Annotated in this window: 17 protein-coding genes and 1 pseudogene; 6 read left to right on the top strand and 12 right to left on the bottom strand. The window is 61.5% G+C overall.

The genetic code is table 11. The features are described from left to right. Window positions 1–9 precede the first annotated feature (9 nt). Window positions 10–1,266, top strand: coding sequence for an alpha/beta fold hydrolase (locus HB630_RS24555; protein ID WP_213775295.1), 1,257 nt, complete (start codon window positions 10–12; stop codon window positions 1,264–1,266). Window positions 1,267–1,594: 328 nt separating this feature from the next. On the opposite strand, the gene HB630_RS24550 is transcribed toward HB630_RS24555, so the two are convergent. Beyond that, a complete protein-coding gene (locus HB630_RS24550) occupies window positions 1,595–2,146 on the bottom strand; it encodes a TetR/AcrR family transcriptional regulator (protein WP_213775294.1) in 552 nt (183 codons plus the stop codon). Window positions 2,147–2,371: 225 nt separating this feature from the next. On the opposite strand from HB630_RS24550, the gene HB630_RS24545 reads away from it, so the two are divergent. Next, on the top strand, window positions 2,372–3,061 hold the full coding sequence (locus tag HB630_RS24545) for an antibiotic biosynthesis monooxygenase (RefSeq protein ID WP_213775358.1): 690 nt from the start codon (window positions 2,372–2,374) through the stop codon (window positions 3,059–3,061). Between the two features lie 277 nt (window positions 3,062–3,338). Here the strand turns inward: HB630_RS24545 and HB630_RS24540 are convergent, their stop codons facing one another. The 6 genes and pseudogenes from HB630_RS24540 to HB630_RS24520 all read right to left on the bottom strand — a co-directional run bounded on the left by HB630_RS24540 (window position 3,339) and on the right by HB630_RS24520 (window position 6,030). After that, on the bottom strand, window positions 3,339–3,803 hold the full coding sequence (locus HB630_RS24540) for a S26 family signal peptidase (RefSeq protein WP_213775293.1): 465 nt from the start codon (window positions 3,801–3,803) through the stop codon (window positions 3,339–3,341). Then, on the bottom strand, window positions 3,800–4,312 hold the full coding sequence (locus tag HB630_RS24535) for a DUF2840 domain-containing protein (protein WP_213775292.1): 513 nt from the start codon (window positions 4,310–4,312) through the stop codon (window positions 3,800–3,802). The genes HB630_RS24540 and HB630_RS24535 overlap by 4 nt, the downstream gene beginning before the upstream one ends. Next, window positions 4,309–4,590, bottom strand: a complete 282-nt coding sequence (locus HB630_RS24530; RefSeq protein WP_213775291.1) for a helix-turn-helix domain-containing protein — start codon at window positions 4,588–4,590, stop codon at window positions 4,309–4,311. The genes HB630_RS24535 and HB630_RS24530 overlap by 4 nt, the downstream gene beginning before the upstream one ends. 217 nt (window positions 4,591–4,807) lie before the next feature. Further along, window positions 4,808–5,281 carry a DUF2285 domain-containing protein gene (locus HB630_RS24525; RefSeq protein WP_213775290.1) on the bottom strand — a complete coding sequence of 158 codons (474 nt, stop codon included), beginning with the start codon at window positions 5,279–5,281 and terminating at the stop codon, window positions 4,808–4,810. 109 nt (window positions 5,282–5,390) lie between these two features. After that, window positions 5,391–5,591: pseudogene (locus HB630_RS28500) on the bottom strand (DUF6499 domain-containing protein); the annotation flags it as partial. Between the two features lie 175 nt (window positions 5,592–5,766). Continuing rightward, complete coding sequence (locus tag HB630_RS24520; protein WP_213775289.1) at window positions 5,767–6,030, bottom strand: DUF2285 domain-containing protein; 264 nt, start codon at window positions 6,028–6,030, stop codon at window positions 5,767–5,769. A gap of 233 nt (window positions 6,031–6,263) precedes the next feature. On the opposite strand from HB630_RS24520, the gene HB630_RS24515 reads away from it, so the two are divergent. Next, window positions 6,264–6,497, top strand: coding sequence for a helix-turn-helix transcriptional regulator (locus tag HB630_RS24515; RefSeq protein WP_213775357.1), 234 nt, complete (start codon window positions 6,264–6,266; stop codon window positions 6,495–6,497). Window positions 6,498–6,727: 230 nt separating this feature from the next. On the opposite strand, the gene HB630_RS24510 is transcribed toward HB630_RS24515, so the two are convergent. The 4 genes from HB630_RS24510 to HB630_RS24495 all read right to left on the bottom strand — a co-directional run bounded on the left by HB630_RS24510 (window position 6,728) and on the right by HB630_RS24495 (window position 12,942). Then, window positions 6,728–7,918, bottom strand: coding sequence for a DUF932 domain-containing protein (locus HB630_RS24510; RefSeq protein ID WP_213775356.1), 1,191 nt, complete (start codon window positions 7,916–7,918; stop codon window positions 6,728–6,730). A gap of 537 nt (window positions 7,919–8,455) precedes the next feature. Next, window positions 8,456–9,574, bottom strand: coding sequence for an IS110 family transposase (locus HB630_RS24505; protein ID WP_213775288.1), 1,119 nt, complete (start codon window positions 9,572–9,574; stop codon window positions 8,456–8,458). 220 nt (window positions 9,575–9,794) lie between these two features. Then, window positions 9,795–10,106 carry a DUF736 domain-containing protein gene (locus HB630_RS24500; RefSeq protein ID WP_213775287.1) on the bottom strand — a complete coding sequence of 104 codons (312 nt, stop codon included), beginning with the start codon at window positions 10,104–10,106 and terminating at the stop codon, window positions 9,795–9,797. A gap of 796 nt (window positions 10,107–10,902) precedes the next feature. Beyond that, entirely contained in the window at window positions 10,903–12,942 is a 2,040-nt protein-coding gene (locus tag HB630_RS24495; protein ID WP_213775286.1) for a ParB/RepB/Spo0J family partition protein, read from the bottom strand. A 419-nt stretch (window positions 12,943–13,361) separates the two neighbouring features. Between HB630_RS24495 and HB630_RS24490 the strand changes: the two genes are divergently transcribed. The 3 genes from HB630_RS24490 (at window position 13,362) to HB630_RS24480 (ending at window position 15,636) form a co-directional block, all read left to right on the top strand. Next, window positions 13,362–14,399, top strand: coding sequence for an IS110 family transposase (locus HB630_RS24490; RefSeq protein WP_213775355.1), 1,038 nt, complete (start codon window positions 13,362–13,364; stop codon window positions 14,397–14,399). Between the two features lie 464 nt (window positions 14,400–14,863). Further along, entirely contained in the window at window positions 14,864–15,061 is a 198-nt protein-coding gene (locus tag HB630_RS24485) for a hypothetical protein (RefSeq protein WP_213775285.1), read from the top strand. Between the two features lie 230 nt (window positions 15,062–15,291). Then, window positions 15,292–15,636 carry a hypothetical protein gene (locus HB630_RS24480; RefSeq protein WP_213775284.1) on the top strand — a complete coding sequence of 115 codons (345 nt, stop codon included), beginning with the start codon at window positions 15,292–15,294 and terminating at the stop codon, window positions 15,634–15,636. Window positions 15,637–15,886: 250 nt separating this feature from the next. Here HB630_RS24480 and HB630_RS24475 read toward each other — a convergent pair whose 3' ends face one another. Then, a complete protein-coding gene (locus HB630_RS24475; RefSeq protein ID WP_213775283.1) occupies window positions 15,887–17,098 on the bottom strand; it encodes a histidine kinase dimerization/phosphoacceptor domain -containing protein in 1,212 nt (403 codons plus the stop codon). Window positions 17,099–17,448 lie beyond the last annotated feature (350 nt).

Below are 17,448 nucleotides of genomic sequence, written 5' to 3'. Positions count from 1 at the left end.
GAGAAGACAATGAAGGTCGCATTCAAAGATGAGTCGTTTGCATTCGAATTCGTTCGCAACCTCGGCTTCGTCTACTATGGAGGCTCGGATATCGGCGAGATGATGGCTGCCGCCGGACGGATCAAGGAAGGTGATTTCGAGAGCTGGTACGCGGAATGGAACAGGCTGGCGCGACGGATCTTGTCGCGGGCTGACGCCAGCCTGGGGGCGGGTCACCTGGAAAGCGCCCGCGAAGCCTATCTGCGCGCATCCACCTACTTTCGGACGGCCGAGTTCTATCTCCATGGCGATCCTGCCGACCCCCGCATTCTCTCGGAGTCCAGGGCGTCGCAAAAGGCGTATGCCGAAGCGGCGAAGCTCACCGGCCCAACATGGGAGGCGGTGGAAATTCCCTACGAAGGAACCACGCTACCTGGATATTTTTACAAGGTGGACAATTCCGGCAAGCCGCGCCCCACACTGATCTTCCACGGCGGATTCGACTCGAGTCTCGAGGAGCTGTTCTATTTCGGCGCGGCCGCCGCTGTTCGGCGGGGCTACAACTGTCTGACCTTTGACGGCCCCGGACAGGGTGCGCCGATGCGCGAACAGAAGCTCCCCTTCCGATGCGATTGGGAGGCGGTGCTGACCCCTGTCGTGGACTACGCCCTGACCAGGCCGGACGTAGACGGCGAGAATCTCGCACTCATGGGCATGAGCCTGGGCGGCTATCTCGCTGCCCGCGCCGCGGCTTTTGAGCATAGAGTTCGCGCAACTGTCTTGTTCGACGGCGTATACGACTGCCATGAAAGCTTTCGGGGCATGCTGCCGAAAGAGGCGGTCGCCGCTCTGGACACGGGCGACACCGTCAAGTGCGAGCAGATCATCCGCAAAGCCATGGCGAGCAATACGAATCTGCGCTGGGGCATCACACAGGGTGTCTGGTGTTTTGGAGCTTCGAGCATTGTCGATTTTCTGACAAAGACCAAGCCGCTCACGATGCAGGGCGTCGCGGGACAGATTCGGTGCCCCTGCCTGGTTCTGGAGGCCGAGGGGGACATGTTTTTCCGCGGCCAGCCGCAGAAAATCTACGATGCGTTGCAAGCTCCGAAGACCCTGTTCCGATTCACCAGCGAAGACGGGGCTGAAAATCATTGCCAATCGGGCGCCTTGGCTTACCTCCACGAAGTCGTCTTCAACTGGCTGGACGAAACGCTTGATCTGCACGACGGACGTCGGCGCGTTCCTGCGCTCCCGGACTCTGCCGTCCAAGTGGCGAATGGCTGACACGGGCAGCCTCGGACGTATGACGTCGATCGCTCCGTCGTGGGGAGAAGATCGCGGCGCCAACGCGCGGCCATGAAAACCAGATCCACGCAATGTTCTGCAGAAGAAGGTTCGTGCCGAACGCAACTTGATAGGCGATGAGCGGGTGGTGCGTAGAGCCACAATTAGACAGCCAGGCTCTGGCGGCCGGGCGGAGCTGGGCCGGGCGAAGATAAAGGGGGAGCGGTTACTTCTCCTACTGCGGCCCGGCCGCGGATCGCGCTCCTGCCGAACGGACCTTCATTAGCCGTGATTTTGAAACGGAATTCACGCGGCGCGAGCTCGATGCTTACTTCGAGCGCTGGCGACCAACTTTCGCCGACGCAGGCTTCCACGTTCGGGTAAACTCACGTGTAGCTCGATCGTATGTCGCAAAGTCATTTACCGCATTAGCCACCACCAATGCCCCCGTAATCGTTGCCAGCAGATGCGAGGCCTCATCAGACGAGAGGCCCTTCTCGACGAGCTTCTCATGACACATCTTGAAGAACTTCTTGACCTCCGTCGACACCTCCAGCGGCAGATCCATGGTTGATGCACCGAGCACCGCGCACGGACACATGCGATCCTCCGAGTGCAGCGTGCCGCGGAATGCTCTGACCCAAACCTTCACCGGGTTTGGCTCCTTTTGGAGCTCCCGCTCGAACAAATCCGCGGTCTGTGCGGTATAGCGCTGAATGACGGCCGCTGCGAGGTCTTCCTTGGTCGGGAAATGATAGTGGACGCTCGAACTCTTGACGCCCACGTCCGCTGCAATCTCTCGAAAACTGAAACCGTTGAAGCCGCCCTTCCGCATTCGCCGCTCAGCGGCGTCCATGATGGCGGCGGTGACGTCACTCATTGAATCTGCTCCCGTGGCTACCTCTCGATAGGTAGGGCTTAAAGAGACCAAAAACAATGCCTTGTCAGTCTATCTATCGATAGGGTAATGTGCTAAATGAGGCATTGAGGGCCTGTCGCAATCCTGAGGTTCGGGCCATTGGCCGGGCTCCGGCTCGTCGATCGCGGCAGAAAGATATTACCCCTCCCCCGAGCACGAACCTCACAGACGAGCAGGGTGATCAAGATGTTCTCGGTGATCTTCGAAGTCCATCCCAAGAAAGAACGATTCGAGCTTTACCTCGCGCTTGCAAAAGACTTGAAGCCGATCCTGGAGGGCATCGACGGGTTCGTCGACAACGAGCGCTTCGAAAGCGCGCGTCGGCCAGGGTGGATCCTGTCGCATTCCACGTGGCGAGACGAAAAGTCTGTTGTGAGATGGCGCACCGTCGCCAAGCACCACGAGACTCAACAGCGCGGCCGCGACGACGTCTTCCAAGATTATCATTTGCGGGTTGGCGAAGTCGTGTCGGATTCGGCACCTCCCGACGGCGTATCTCTGCTGGAACAGCGTTTGGACGAGACGGAGGTCGGCGCCGGGAAGTTTGCGACGCTGACCGAGGTTTTGCCGGCACGGGCCGGAGCAGGATCACTGGCTTCGTCGGCGCTCGCCGACCGTTTGTCGCTCGACCAAACGCACCCGGCCCTGATCGACCACGATGTTTTCGCAAGCATCTACAACGCGGGAAAACTTGCATTGTTAGCGACCTGGCGCGACCGCGGCTCCGCTGAGCAGTTTAAACCAGAGCTGTTCCCCGAGGCCGACGCGATCCGCCATCGCGTCGTGCGCATCGTGCGTGATTACGGCATGTACGATCGACGGGAGAGCCCGCAATATTATCCTGACATTCTACGTGGCTCGACGACACGCCGATAAGCGCCGTGGTTCGCTAAAATAAAGGCGGCTCCGCGCTCCCGACTACACCTCTCCCTGCTCAGCGAAATGACACCGAGGGAGCCTCTTCGGCGAAGCGGTCAGTCGTTTCGCCGCCGGTCACAACATCGTTCATCTCTCTATCGATAGATCGAGCTTGACGCATCCAGTTTCCCGAGGTTAGTTCTCCCAAACGTATAAATCTATCGATAGGTAGAGTGAGACAATGGAGCTACCCATGCGCTTTCAGGACAAGGTCGCGATCGTCACAGGGGGCAGTTCAGGGATCGGCAAGGAAGTTGCGACCCGATTTGTCGCGGAAGGCGGATCTGTCGTCATCATCGGACGCGATGCCGCCAAGGCCCAGGCCGCGGCCAAGCAAACAGACGCCAACGGAAAGCGCGCGATCGCCCATGTGGGCGACATCGCCCTGCCGGCGACCGGAGAAGCAGCGGTGAAGGCGGCACTCGATCTGGCCGGAAAGCGCGAAGATGCGCTTGAGCAGCGGTACGCCGTGGGCGAGATAGCCGCCATCGGCCAACAGCGTCGCGAGCGGCTCCGGCGGTATCGCCACGACCAGGCTGGTGACGCGCAGTTCGTCAGGTGGCCGCACGCCGTAGAGACCAAGCGGAACGCTGGGAGTGAGATTCCAGATGTAATGCGGCAACGGCTTCGATCCGATCGGAGGAACCAGGATGGCGACACCGAGCAGCGTGACGACGATGAGAGCGGTGCGACGCGTCATGGCGCGATCCTTCGCCGTTTCAGCCAGATCTGATGACGGCTGCGTGTGTAGCCGCGCGGCACCTCATTGACGCTGAGCCGGTTGTGAACGTGCTGCCAATGCTCCGGCGCGGCGTCAGCGGGATCGATGCGCAGCGCCTCGACGCCGTCGATCGCCTGCAACACCCGCTCAACCTTGGGCCAGCCTGAGATCGAGAGCAGGATGGCAGCACCCGGCTCGACGAACGGCACGGTGGTGCAGCGTTCGCCTGCGCCGACCGCGCGCAGGATATCGATCCGCGACAACACGGTACCGAAATCATTGGCCGCCCAACGGATAACGGCAAAGATGCTGCCAGGGGCGAAAGCAACGCGGCCATGTCGACGATCGCGCCGTTCTCGGCGGACCGGATGACCGAAGCGGATGCGGTGCTCGACGTGTTTGGCATGCCACGTCAATTCGACATAGGTGAGGATGTCGGCCGGAACACCGGTCGACGCGCTCGTTGCGGCTGCGGCCCGTGCGTTCACGGCCGTCGGCCGCGGGCCAGAGATCCAAAGCCGGGCACCGGCTTGGCCGCATGAACGACGCCGTTGGTCTGCTCGGTCGTCGAGCGGCGAAGGCCGATGTCGGCCCACGCCAGCAGGTCTTCGACGGCATAGACGACGCGGCCGCCCAGCTTGCGATAACGCGGGCCGGTGCCGTGGGTGCGGTGCTTCTCGAGCGTGCGGCCGGAGAGTCCAAGAAACCGCGCCGCCTCGGGGGTCCGCAGATAACGCTGTTGGGGATGAACTGGCTTGTCGCTCATGGCATCCGTCCGGTGTGGCATCGGCCGCGATCGGCGATCGACGGCGTGACGCGCGCAGCATGGCGGATTTGATGCCGGAAGGAGGATGAACGAAGATGAAGACTCGGTTTCTGTCCATCCCCCCGCCTGCGCGGTCCGTTGAACGGGCCAAACGCAACAGGGGCGCCGTGCTGTCCGCGCAGCGGCACCGGTGTCGAAGAGGCGTTGGCGACGAAAGCTATCGACCGCGCAGCAGGTCGCGATAGCCGCCTTCCATGCGGCGGACCGCATCCTTGACCAGACGAATGATCTGCGCGCGGCGCGGCGACGTCAGCCAGTCGTGCCGGCTTTGCCGCCGCACATCCGGATCAAGCAATACAGCAGCGAGATTGCGGTAACTCGCGCGGTCGTGCCGGCCGTCAAGTGCTCTCAGCATCAAAATCAGGCGGTGGCGCTGCTGCCTGGTCAACGACGACGATGCACTCGGCGCCGTCGCAACTCCGGTCAGGCGTTGCCACAGGTGAAGGGTAGTTGCGAGCCGATCCGGGAGGTGTTGGTCGAAGGGGATGATAGCGGCAACGGAGGCAGTCGCCGTCGCATCCGGCAGAATCCAAATCCGCTGTTCGTCCTGGGTCTCCCACCACAGGAGGTGTCGGCCGTCGTCGCAGTCCACGGAGAATGCCGGCGATGGCAAAGAATCGAAGCGCAGCATGCTTTCGGTGCCGGGCGGCGCCGCCGTGAGTGCGGTCGCCGCCGGGAGAGTATTGAACGCCCACAATGTCAGGGCGCGGTCGCTTGGCTGCTGCGGATCGCACGGGAAAACTCAACCCCCAGCGCTGGGCCAGCGCCAGGGCTGCCTCCAGCGTGGCGGCGGTTCCGCTCGCCACATCACGGCGCATGTCTTCGTAATCATTGCGGTAGTCCGGATTGCGTCGAAGGAATTCCCAGGCGAAACCCGCGCGTTGCACGCGATCCAGATAGGCGGTCGCATCCTGCGACCGCCAGCTTTCATCATCCGGCATGCGATCACTCCAGAATCACTCGCTCCCCAAGCGAGACACGCCCCTGCCCGTGACCGAGTGTTCGCGGGGTCGGCGAGACCCGGAAGGACGCAGAGTCGCAACCCGTGTTGCAGGGACTCAATCGACTGAGCATGAGGGAATAGAAGCAGCGATTGAAAAATGCCGCGCCGTCAACTCATTGGAGCGGCGGCTTGAGCAGGTCGCGGTACCCAGCTTTGGCCATCCAACGTGCTCGTGCAAGATGACTGTCATGCACGCCACGCGCGCGATCGGGCTCGCGCTCGGCATCGAGACCGAAAATCACCTTTACGACCTCGCGCCAGTCGGCGCCCTCCTCATCGGCATCGAGCAGCCGGATGTAGATCTTGAGGTGCCGCTCATCATAGGGGGTGACATGCGGCAGGTCGGGAGGGTTGTCGTTGAACGGAGGAATGGTCATGGCGGGTACTCGCGCCAGTCGTCTAGCGGCATCAGTGGTAGAAAATACGGCACTCTTGCTGCGGATCGATGACAGTTGTTGGACAATTAACAGATTGCTCGGCTTTTGAACCGCTTTCTGAAGTGGCCTGTTCCGCAAACGTCCCCGGTTCGAAGGCCCCCGGAGCCGCCTGCGGGACAGGATTGTCGAGTATACTCCGTGGTGGGATACCCTACAAGCCGAACAGTTTCCCGATGGAGATTCGGGAGGTGTTCGCTCGCAATTTGCGCCGCTGCCGGCACGCCAAGGGCCTGTCGCAGGAGGCGCTGGCGCACGACGCGGAGGTCGATCGGACCTATGTCAGCGCGCTCGAACGCGGGGTTTACGCGGCCACCATCGACATGGTGGGCAAACTCGCTGACGTTCTTGGCGTCGAGCCGGACGAATTGCTGCGGCGCGCGTCCAGGCCGATCCGGGGCAAGAGATAGCAGAGGCGAACGTGCCCACGGCGATCATGGCCCTGATCGCCCCGTCTCAGCCGTTGTCCCTTTCAAGGCCGTGACCAAAAATGGGTGACGTTGATCGCGCGCCGGGCCGTCAGGCCCGGCGCGCGACGGCACCAACGTGCCTGGCCGATTCGCCGCAAGCGGATCGGCCGACGCACGATCGGCTTTTGAGAAATGGCCGCGCAGCCGGTTGAGGCTGCGCGGCCGTTTCCTCATGCGGCGCGTTCCAGCAGTTTCTTGGCCCTGCCCTCCAATTCAAGCCGGGCGTCCTGATGGGTCTTGGTGCGGGCGTGTGCGGTGAGACCTTGCACGAAGTCGAACAGGCTTTCCGGCGGGCGGCCTTCCTCGTTCAATACGGTTTCGATGATCTTGCCGGTTTCGACCTTGGAGAAACCACGCTTGCGCAAAAACGTTTCGCGGTCGTCGTCGGTACGGGCGACGATCCGTTCCCGTGCCGCCTTGATCCCGGCCACAAACGGCGCGGGCGACGAATTGGCGAAGCTCGTCAACGCGGGCGCGGCCTCGTGGGCAAAACGCTGCGCGGCGAATTTGGAATGCCGGATGGTGATTTCCTCGAAATTCTCGACACCCCACAGATTACGGTTCATGCAGACCGCGCGAAGATAGAAAGACGCGATGCCCAGCGTCTTCGATCCGACCTCGCTGTTCCAGCAATAAAACCCCCGGAAATACAAATCCGGCGATCCGTCCGGCAGCCGTCCGGCCTCGATGGGGTGGGTGTCGTCGACCAGAAACAGGAACACGTCGCGGTCGCTGGCATAAAGCGTCGTGGTGTCCTTGGTGATGTCCACGAACGGGTTATGCATCATGGTCGCCCAATCCAGCACGCCCGGCACCTTCCATCTGGTGTCGCCGGTGCCGTTGCCCGCAATCTTCATCACGGCGGCGACAAGCTCGTGATCCCAGATACGGCCATAATCCGGGCCGGTGACGGCGCGAAGCTCGATGCGACCGTCATCGGCTTCCAACGTTTTGACGAGCTCGGCGCGATGCGACAGCAGGCCGTGTTGCAGATTGATCCCGGCCAGCGGCGCAGGAAGTTGCCGCATATAGGATGACGGCGCACCGACAAGGCTACACAATTGCCCAAAACTCCAATGTGTCGGGGCCACCGGTTCGTCACGTCCCGGCACGATCAGCGCCAACCGCTCCGCGTTGTCGCGGCTGGCTTCGACCTTCACGGCGCGGCTTTCCACCGTGCGGGCCTGCGCGCAATCGGCGCGGCGGCGCACCGAGTCGTAAAGATCGGTGAGATTCAGATAGCGCTCGTCATCGGGTCGGGAAAACCATTCCGACGACACGCGGCCGATACGCTCGCCGCGCGACACGTCGACGCGGAATCCGCTGGAAACAGGTGGCTGGTTTGGGGTCAGGGTGATCATGGTCATCGCTTATTCTCCTATTGGGCTGGGTTAAAGCGCAGCGCTGCGCTGCAACCCTGCCCGTCGGCGAGACCGGGGTAGCAAGGGCAAGGGCGGCCGGGGCGGAGGGGGATCACCCGCCCATCGGGGCGCGCGGACCGCGCGCGTCTGCACGCGCTGACAACCATGATGTTCTGAGAGACCTGCGCTGGCGCGGAAGACCGGGGAAACCGCCCAGGCCGGCGCCGGCTTCGGCGCTTTACCCTTGGGCGCGCGAGGGCGGAGCCCTCCATGTCCTTTTGCAAGTAAAAAGATGTGCGAGAACCCTCGCCGTGCCGGAGGCGCGGCGACAGAGGAGTGTTCTTTCCCGTTGGGTCGGGGGCGAAGCGCCGATGGCGACGGTCGATCAATCTTCCATTCGCGGGTTGGATACCGCATGAACGCCTTTCGTCGCGGCCTACCTCTGACTTAGCACGGGCATCGGATTGAACCGGCCCACTGGGCTCTCGAGGATTGCCTGACCTTGCGCTCCGCCCCCGGCCGAACAGGTCGGCGGATTTACACCATAGGCATCGGCGACCTCACAGTCTGACCGATGGCCCAGACGAAGCCGCTGAGCTCGCGGGCGATCGCGGTGACGACCACGGTGGGCTTCTTGCCTGCGGCGGCGAGCTTGCGATAGCGGCCGCAGAGACGAACCTGCGCCTTCCATGCAATGTCCCGTACTGGTTTTGGTTGGCGCTCCACAACGTCGGTCTTGCCCGACGAGACGCGCGGCTGATAGCGATAGCTCCAGGCGGCTTCTACCAACATGCGGCGAGCCTCGCCGTTGCCAGCCCGAGTGATACCGCCGCGCCGGATGCGGCTGGCGCTCGATTGCTCAGACGGTACCAAGCCGAGATAGGCCATGAGTTGGCGAGGAGACCCGAAGCGGCCGAGATCGCCCACGGCCGCCACGAAGATCACCGATGAGATCAAGTCAATACCGCGGACGGTTCGCAGTGCCTCAACCAACGGTGCCATCGACCAATCCGACAACATCGCCGATATACGCGCTTCGAGTTGATCGCGGCGATCCTGGGCGGACCACACCGCTTCAACATAGTCCTGGAAGACAATCTGGTGGGTGGTCTGGTCGAACTGTTGGGTGGCGAGCCAGCGCCGGTGACGCAGAGTCCAGTTCTTCTTTCCGGGGCCGTAGTTCCGGCCGTGGCGAAGCAGGAAGGCGAGACATTGCTGGCGAGCCCGCATCAGCTGCATCACGGCATCCATGCGGGCGCGGACGAGATCGCGGACCGCCTCGTGAACCGGATCTGGAACCCAGACCGACGTCAGATCGCCAAAGCGATGCTGGAGGGCGAGCTTCTGGGAATCCCTTCGGTCTGTCTTGATCCGTTCACCAGGTTTGCGGGCAATCAGTGTCGGCGCCGCCACCGTGCAGCCGTGGCCGAGACCTACGAGTTGTCGATAGATACCATACCCACATCCACCAGCCTCGTAGCAGAACGCCAAGCGACGGCCCTCATTGGCCAGTCTCTTGGCGAGTTTGGCAACATCCGCCGGCGTGTTGGGAATGGCGCCGATGAAACGGACTTCGCCGTCCCGTCCCTCCTCGGCAGTAGTGACTGAAATGCTGGCTTTGTGAACGTCGAGCCCAACGTAAAGAATCTTTTGCATGCCTCTCTCCGATGTCGAGCCGCCGCGCCTTCATGAGCGGCGGCGGCTCGACTATGCCGGAGACTTGCGGCGCCTGGGCTCCGGGCGCCAAAGGACATACGGACTTAGCAATCATCCTGCAAACAAGCAGACCGGAGGTCTTCCTCTTCCTCAGTGCGACAGTGGCCATAAGCGCGGAAAACGCCCCGCCGAAGAGGCGGGGCGCGTCGATCCGTCTCGATCAGTCGCCGTTACGGCGCGACCAGATCAGCGTGTGGCTGTCGTCGCCCTCGCCCTTTACCAGCGAGGCGTAGATCGGGGCCGGGAAGCTCGGATCGTCGAGCTTGACCGAGAGATATTCGCGGCTGGTCTCTTTCGCGGTCTTCTTCCAGGCGGCGCCAAACTCGGTGGTGCCGGCGAAGATGCGATAGTCGGGCGCCTTGTCGTTATCCTTCTCGGTCGCGACGAACTTCGCCTTGACGTTGAGCGTGAGCGTCTTGACCGATCCGGTGTAACCGTTGTCCGACGCCGTGAAGGTTCCGATGGTAGCCATGGTGGTCTCCGTTCTGTTGTCGGGCCGCGACCATCGCAGCCTCGATGGCGGTCCTTGGCCCGGGGAGCGGATCGGCCCGCAGCCGTCAGGCCCGCAGCGCAGCGGAGGACGGCGGCAGCCGGCTTTTTTGTTTTCCGCGAGGAATGCCGCTGCTTGGCGGCAGGGGAAAAAAGCCGGCGAAGCCGTTGCGGGAAGGCGATCGAGGCGCAGCCGTCCCTCGGGCTTGATCCGTCCATTCGAGGTCGCGTGGGGCGCGCCCATCAACCAGACTGATGGAGACCACCGTGACTGCTGCTATCGTCACCGCGCCAGGACACGGCATCGCCGATCATGCAAAGACTGGCACTCACGCATCAACGTAAAGCAAAGGGCGCGACGGAGTGAACAACGCAGCATGAATGAGCATCGCGGCGCCCGGTTGGCGTCCCCGTTACCGAAGACCCGTAAAGTCCAGATCGTAATCTCGATGTCAGGGATGTTCGATACGCCCGAGACGGTCTACCCTCGCTGGTGAAAGGCCAGGGCATCGACACCAGCTTCGCGCTGATCTGGTCGCGCCGCAACGGCGACTGATCCGACTGGATTGATGTGGCGCACGCCTTCGGACCGGATTCATGGGCGTGGGCCTCAACGCGTCTTTCCCCTATCAGCGGAAAATGTCTGGCTTTCGATAATGCGCCCGGTCGCGGGCGTGAGCATCATGCGTTTGGCCGCGCGCCCGAAGGCGCGCGGCCAAGATTTCCGACAGTTGCGTGACAGCAAGCCGGGACCGCTCACACGGTCCCGGCTACGCCGATCACTCGGCTGCGTCAGAATAGGCCTCATCATCCTTCTCGGTCACATCGCCCGCCTGCGGTCGTTCGGCGGGCTCATAGACCACTCGCGGCGTCCGCATCGGCGCGGGTAGCCAACCGGTTGCAGCCAACAACTGCTCGGCGGTCTCAGCCATATCCTGCTTCTTCATGTCGGCCATCCGGTCAGCGGCCTCGATGCTGACGGCTTCCCGCACGGCATCAAGAATACGCGTCTTGGTGACGCGGCCGAGATAGGTCCGCACGGTTGGCCTCCAATGCTCGGTCATGTCGAGCGACACCGCTTCCGCCAGCCTGTTCGCTGTCGTCATGCTACGGGGCTTACCCTCCCACGGCAATTTGACCGCGTTCACCGTCCACGCGACACAATGCGCGAACAGCGCCATGCGGCTGTCATGGTCCAACGCCACGACAAAGGCCCACAGATCGGTCACGTCGCGCGGCATCTGCGCCGCCCACCCGGCATGGCGATCCGCCCAAGCCTTGCCCGGTTTGGTATCCTCGATACCATCGGCATGCCCGGCCAGCACGGTGCTGACCGGGCGGATGTCCAGAACATGGGCGTCCGCGCCGCGATAGAAGATTTGCGCCGATAGCGCATGGGTCACGGCAACGATGGCGATTTCCGGCTGCTCGCTCACGGCGAGGCGAAGCCCAAGGGTACGATGCGCGGTGAGATCGCGGATCAGGATGTCCGACAGCGGCTTGTGATCGTCGGCCTCCTCGACCTCTGCATCCAAGGTGTCACCCCCGGGTTCACCGTCCGGGCCGGTTGCGCCACCGTCATCGCCGGTGTCGCCGCCCTCCCCTTCGCCGTTCGCATTCACCGTTACCGGCTCGGCTTTCTCGTCCTCGGCCCGCATCAAGCCGCGTTCGATGCGCAACGTCCCGTCATGATTGAGGATGACAAAGGCTCCGCAACGGGCGATGTCGGCGGGGTCGTAGGCCTGACGCTTGGCCTCCAGCCGCTCGATCTCGGCCTCAAGCTCTCCGAAACGCGCGTCAACCTCATCGGGCAGTTCCTCGGCGCCCTCATGCTGCTCGGTCAGGCTGTTGAACTCGACCTGCGCGGCATCCAGCGTGGCCTGATCTTCCTCCGACAGGTCCACGGCCTGCGGATAGGTCCGGCGCAGCCCGTGGCTGTGTGGGTAGTCCAGAAAGACCTGCGCCCATTTCCAGCCCTCCGCCTCCATCAAGGCGTTGGCTTCACGGCCCAGCTTGGCCAAGACCAGCATATCGAGCAGCGCCGCGTCCTCGAAATAGCCGCCGCGATCCTCGGTGAAGAGGTCGCGCAGGATCGTGCCGCCCACTTCGGTATATTTTTCCGCGCCGACAAAGATGGCGCGGCGATCCGTGGCGGCAACGTTGGTTTCGGTCAGCAGACGGCGGATCGTGCTGGCATCGCGGTTATGGGATAGCCGCTCGAAGGCGGCTTCCTGCCGGGCATGGTCCTCGGTGATGGCAAAGGCCATCAACTGGTCCATCGCCAGATCGCCGTCGCGGTAGATTTGCATCAGTCTGGGCGAGACCGCACCCAAGCGCAGGCGCTGCCGCACCACATGCGGCGTCACGCCGAACCGGGCGGCGATTTCTTCCGCGCCGAACCCGCGTTCCTCGGCCAATTTCTTGAACGCCTCGAACTGGTCGGCCGGATGCATGTTCTCGCGTGTGACGTTCTCGTCGAGGCTGATTTCGTGGGGATCGTTGGTGGTGTCGATGACACAGCGGATTGGTTCGGTCTTCTTGATCTCCTTGCGCTTGACCCGCAGAAGCTGCGCCAGCCTGCGGCCCTCGCCGATGGTGACGAAATAAAACCCGGTCGCCACGCCGTCCGGATCAAATTCCGGCTCGACGACAAGATTTTGCAGGATGCCTTTGGCGGCGATGCTGGCCGCATAGGCCTCGATCGACGCCTCGCTATGCGGTGTCTTGCGAGCATTGTTCGGGGATTTCTTGAGCTTGTGGAGCGGAATGAAACTTTCGGTCCCGCTCTCCGTAACGATTTCAACGTGCTTGGCCGACATGATTAATCTCCTTTTGAGGGCATGGGTGCGAGGCGCACCTCGCGCCTGCACCCCTGCCCGTCGGCGAGACCGGGGGTAGCAAGTGCCAGGGCGACCCGAGTGGAGGGGGATCGCCCGCCCTGAAGGGCCGCTCGAAGAGCGGGTCTGCACAAGCGCATGACTGGCCGCGACGATTTAAGGATCTGACGAAGCGCGGAAGACCGGGGATACCGCTCGGGTCGGCGCTGGCGTTGGCCGGCGCTTTACCCTGGTGCGCGCGAGGGGCGGAGCCCCATAGTTCTTCAATAAGAAAAAGAAGCGTATGGGCGGAGCGTCAGCGGAGACCACTCGCGGGTCGCGAGATGAAGTAACCGGGCACCGACCTCTCGGGCGCATAATACGTGGATCGATTCGCCCAACAAGATGAGCTGGAGATCCTGATGAATTACTTCGCTGGACTCGACGTGTCTTTGAAGCGCACCGCGATCTGCATCGTTGATCGAGATGGAAATATCGTCCGGGAAGGAGTGACGGATACCGAACCCGAGGCGCTAATTTCCTGGCTAAGAAATACCCGCTTCGCTTTGCAGCGCATTGGGCTAGAAGCCGCTCAATGTTCCTCCTGGCTGCACAAGGGGCTTTCGGAAGGCGGATTATCCGTCATTTGTGTTGAGACCCGGCACGCAAAGAGCGTGATGCAGGCTCAAACTGTCAAGACGGATCGCAACGACGCTCGTGCGCTTGCGCAAATGATGCGAACAAGGTGGTTTAAGGCGGTTCACATCAAATCCGAAGACAGCCAAAAGCTCCGAGCTTTGATGGGCAGTCGCCGGTGCCTGCTCGACAAGCAACGCGACCTCAACAATCATATTCGGGCGGCACTCCGAACCTTCGGATTCAAAGTGGGCCTTATCGGCCAAAGCCGCTTTGAAGAGCGTGTACGCGAGCTGATCGTGGATGATGGAGATTTACAGGCCCTCGTGGTTCCATTGCTGGAAGCTCGGCGCATACTTGGCGAACAAGCACGCGTGTTGACGCGCCTGATTGGGCGCCTGGTTCGCAGCGATGCTACTTGCCGCCGGTTCATGACGGTTCCTGGCGTTGGCCCCCTGACAGCATTGGCATTCAAGACGACCATCGATGACCCAGGCCGCTTCCGCAAATCACGGCACGTTGGCGTCCATCTTGGACTGACCCCAGGCAAATACGCGTCCGGAGAGGTTGATTACAACGGGCGTATCACCCGATGCGGCGATGCCTTTGCTCGAGAACACCTCCTTGAAGCCGCTCATTCATTGATGGTCAACACTAGACGGTGGTGTTCGCTAAAGGCATGGGGCATCCGCATCGCCAAGCGCAGTTCCATGAAAAATGCGCTGGTCGCGGTGGCTCGCAAGATATCCGTCATCCTGCACCGTATGTGGTGCGACGGCAGCGATTTCCGGTGGGAGAAATCAGAGGCCGCAGCGGCAGCCTAACACCCGATTGCACTGATCAAGAAGAACACGGCCGAGAGGCTGTCAAGGAGTCCGGCAGGACGAGGAATGGCGAGGGTGATAACCGGTCTGCAGCGCGAGCACATTGCCCCACGACTGCGTCCCCGAGATGGTCCCGCCACTTCTTCACGAACATCATCATGAGGCGGGGATTCCGACCTCGAAGAGAAGCGCGATCGCCGGATAGCTTGACACCACGGTAGGTTCAGAAGGCAGAACGGCAATGCGGTAATTGGATCAGATTTGGTACTTGACGTCTCAACCCCGGTTAGAGAAGACCGGTTAACAGGGCAGCCGCAGGAGCGTCAGCATAGCGCCGCCGAAGGCGGGACGCGGGACCGACTGCCCCCGGCGAGTGACTCAAGAGTGAGTTCACGACGCGTTGGTATCAATTTTGCATTTGTGGTATCGTCTCAATGTTGTGCATGTCGATCCACGGCGTGTGCATGTTCACTGAGCCAGTTTTTTACAGAGGACGACATGGCCAAGAAAGCGAAGAAGGCAAAGAAGACCGCAAAGGCAGCCACCAAGAAAGTGGCAAAGAAGACTTCAAAGAAAAAGAAGTAATCGCATCCACGACCGAGAGATGGCAGCCTCCGGGTCGCAACCCAGATGCAAAGCAAAACCTCTCGCAAAGGATATGAAGGGTCCTTGCAGCCGTTCGGTATCGCGGCAAGGTAAGATAAGGCCGGACCTTTGTGCAGGTGGCTACTGCATAAAGGTCCGGTTTTTCATTTCTGCTCCGGTGGGCATGATCTGCTCCTGCGCGAAAGATCGATGCCGCATGGCCGCGACGCTCTTGCGGCGCGGTTCACGAGAGCCTGGTCCGCGAATGCGGATGCGCCCAATATTGCCATTCATTTGAAGCCATGGCGTGATCACAGCCGCATTGATCGCATCACTCTCATGCGGCCGCGCGGTCTTCTTTGTCGGCGCCGCGCGCGACGATCGGCGCGCCAACGGGCCCTCCCCCACGCTGGTGAAAACCCTGACGCTACGGCTACGCCGCAAACTTCCGCGCGCCCTGATCATGATCGGCTGTTGGACGACATCTCACGAGACCGACCAACTAAATGTGCTGCGGGAAGGCGCGAAAGCCGATCTATTCAGCATAACCTTCCGAGACGCCACCCGCTTATGCATTGAGGCGTCGAAACTGGTTGTGGTGACCGACGCCGCCGCAACCAACCAAACCAAACAAATCCAACTCAAGCAGTAACGCGCGAACCCAACGTTAAAATGCCATAACTGGCAGCCCTGCAGGAACAATAACAGTTCCCATAGCCTGGATCGGCTCGAAAAAAGCCCTCGGCTGGCGTTCGCTACAATACACGATAATTCAGGCGGCCGAGCGTGCGTGTCCCGACATCCACCGGGTAGTCAACGCGCGAAGGGTTTCGAGAAACTATATCGAACGCCTATGGGGCCCCGGAAGACCCTGCCGGTAACAAATGGGTTGACCGAACGTCCTATTCCTGCGGCTCGGGGAGGATCGGAAGGTCGAGCAGGAAATGGGCGCCTCTTGGTTCATTTGAGATGACGGTCAAATGCCCCTGAAGCTGACGCACCATACCGGCTATCACCTTGAAGCCCAGACTGGCGCGGGGCTGATCGATGTCGAAGCCGTCAGGAAGGCCGACGCCCTGGTCGGAGACTGCGACGTGCAGATGCCCTTTTATTTCGCGGGCGGAGACCTCGATGGCGCCTGGACCCGCTGGGTAGGCATATTTGACGGCGTTGGTAACGAGTTCGTTGATCAGAAGCCCCAAGGGAATGGCATGGTCGGCCGAAAGTAACATCGCGTCGGCGTGACAGTGCAGAGCGTGTCCTCCGGTCGTCCCCTGCAACTTCTTACAGAACTCATTCATGAAATCTGCGAGGTCGATGAAGCCGATCCGCGACCCCCGCCAAAGATGATCATGGACCTGGGCTATGGTCGCTACCCGCGAACTCGCATCTTTCAGGGCGTTCTGGACGTCCTCGGATTGGGAGCTGCGAGCCTGGACTCGAAGCAGGCCAACGACGGAAGTAAGACTGTTCTTGACGCGATGACTCATTTCTCGCGTCAGCAACGCTTGATGATCAAGCGCCTCCTGGAGCTTGGCGTCGGCCTGCTGGCGTTCGATGGCGATGCCGAGCAATCCGGCAAAGCCAGTCAGAAAATCGGCATCGGCCTCATCAAACCGGCCGGGATCAGGGCTATCGACTTCCAGCACGCCGAAGGCTTTGCCCTCTCCGCCCCGTTCAATCAGCACGTTGATTGCGCGCCTGATGCCATTATCCTTTAAAAGCGGAGGCGTCCGAAAGCGCGTTTCCGCGTCCAGATGGTTGGAGATGACCATCTCGCCCGTCTGGTACGCGTATCCAGCGGGCGACCCAAGATCGGCGGAAAGAGAGACGACATCGATGGTGTCCGGTCCCCAGCCAACGCCTGCGCGCACCATCAGGCGATCTTCCTCCGGTAAAAACTCCAGGACCTTGGCGAAGCGAGCCTGCAGTCCCTGGGCGCAAAGTTCCGTCGCGCGCTGAAGAATTTGCCGAAAGTCCCGTGTCTGCATGGCATTGCGCCCGAACTCGCCGAGCAGGGATTGCTGTCGCAACCGATAGGGTAGTTCGTCTCGAACCAGCGGGGCTGCGGTAGACTGGGACAACTCTCGGCCGGCTTCGAAAGACACCAACATAGCGAATCCTGAGGACACGGCTGTCGCCGAGCAATGAGTTCCAGAACCAGGCGACGCCCCTCCGGTTAAAGCTTGACCGTTTTAGCGATGAGAGTCTGAGCAAAACAGCTCACTTTCACAGGTGATGGGCGTTTGCGAACCTGACCTGTTTGCAGCCGAAATGTATGCTGCCGCTCTGTGGTGTGTACCACCGACCGGAGCCGGGATGGTGTGCGATGACTCCTGCGACAGGAGGCGTTTCGTGCCCGATTCCGAGAATAGGCGACAGCTGGAGTGCTTGCGGCTGGCGTCAGAACTGACACAACTGGCGAACAGCACTCCAAATGCGGATCTGAAGGCGCGCTTTCTGC

This window comes from Bradyrhizobium sp. dw_78 (assembly GCF_018449525.1).
Classification (GTDB): domain Bacteria; phylum Pseudomonadota; class Alphaproteobacteria; order Rhizobiales; family Xanthobacteraceae; genus Bradyrhizobium.
Note: the sequence above shows the minus strand (reverse complement) of the source record. Positions and strands in the feature narration are given on the sequence as shown.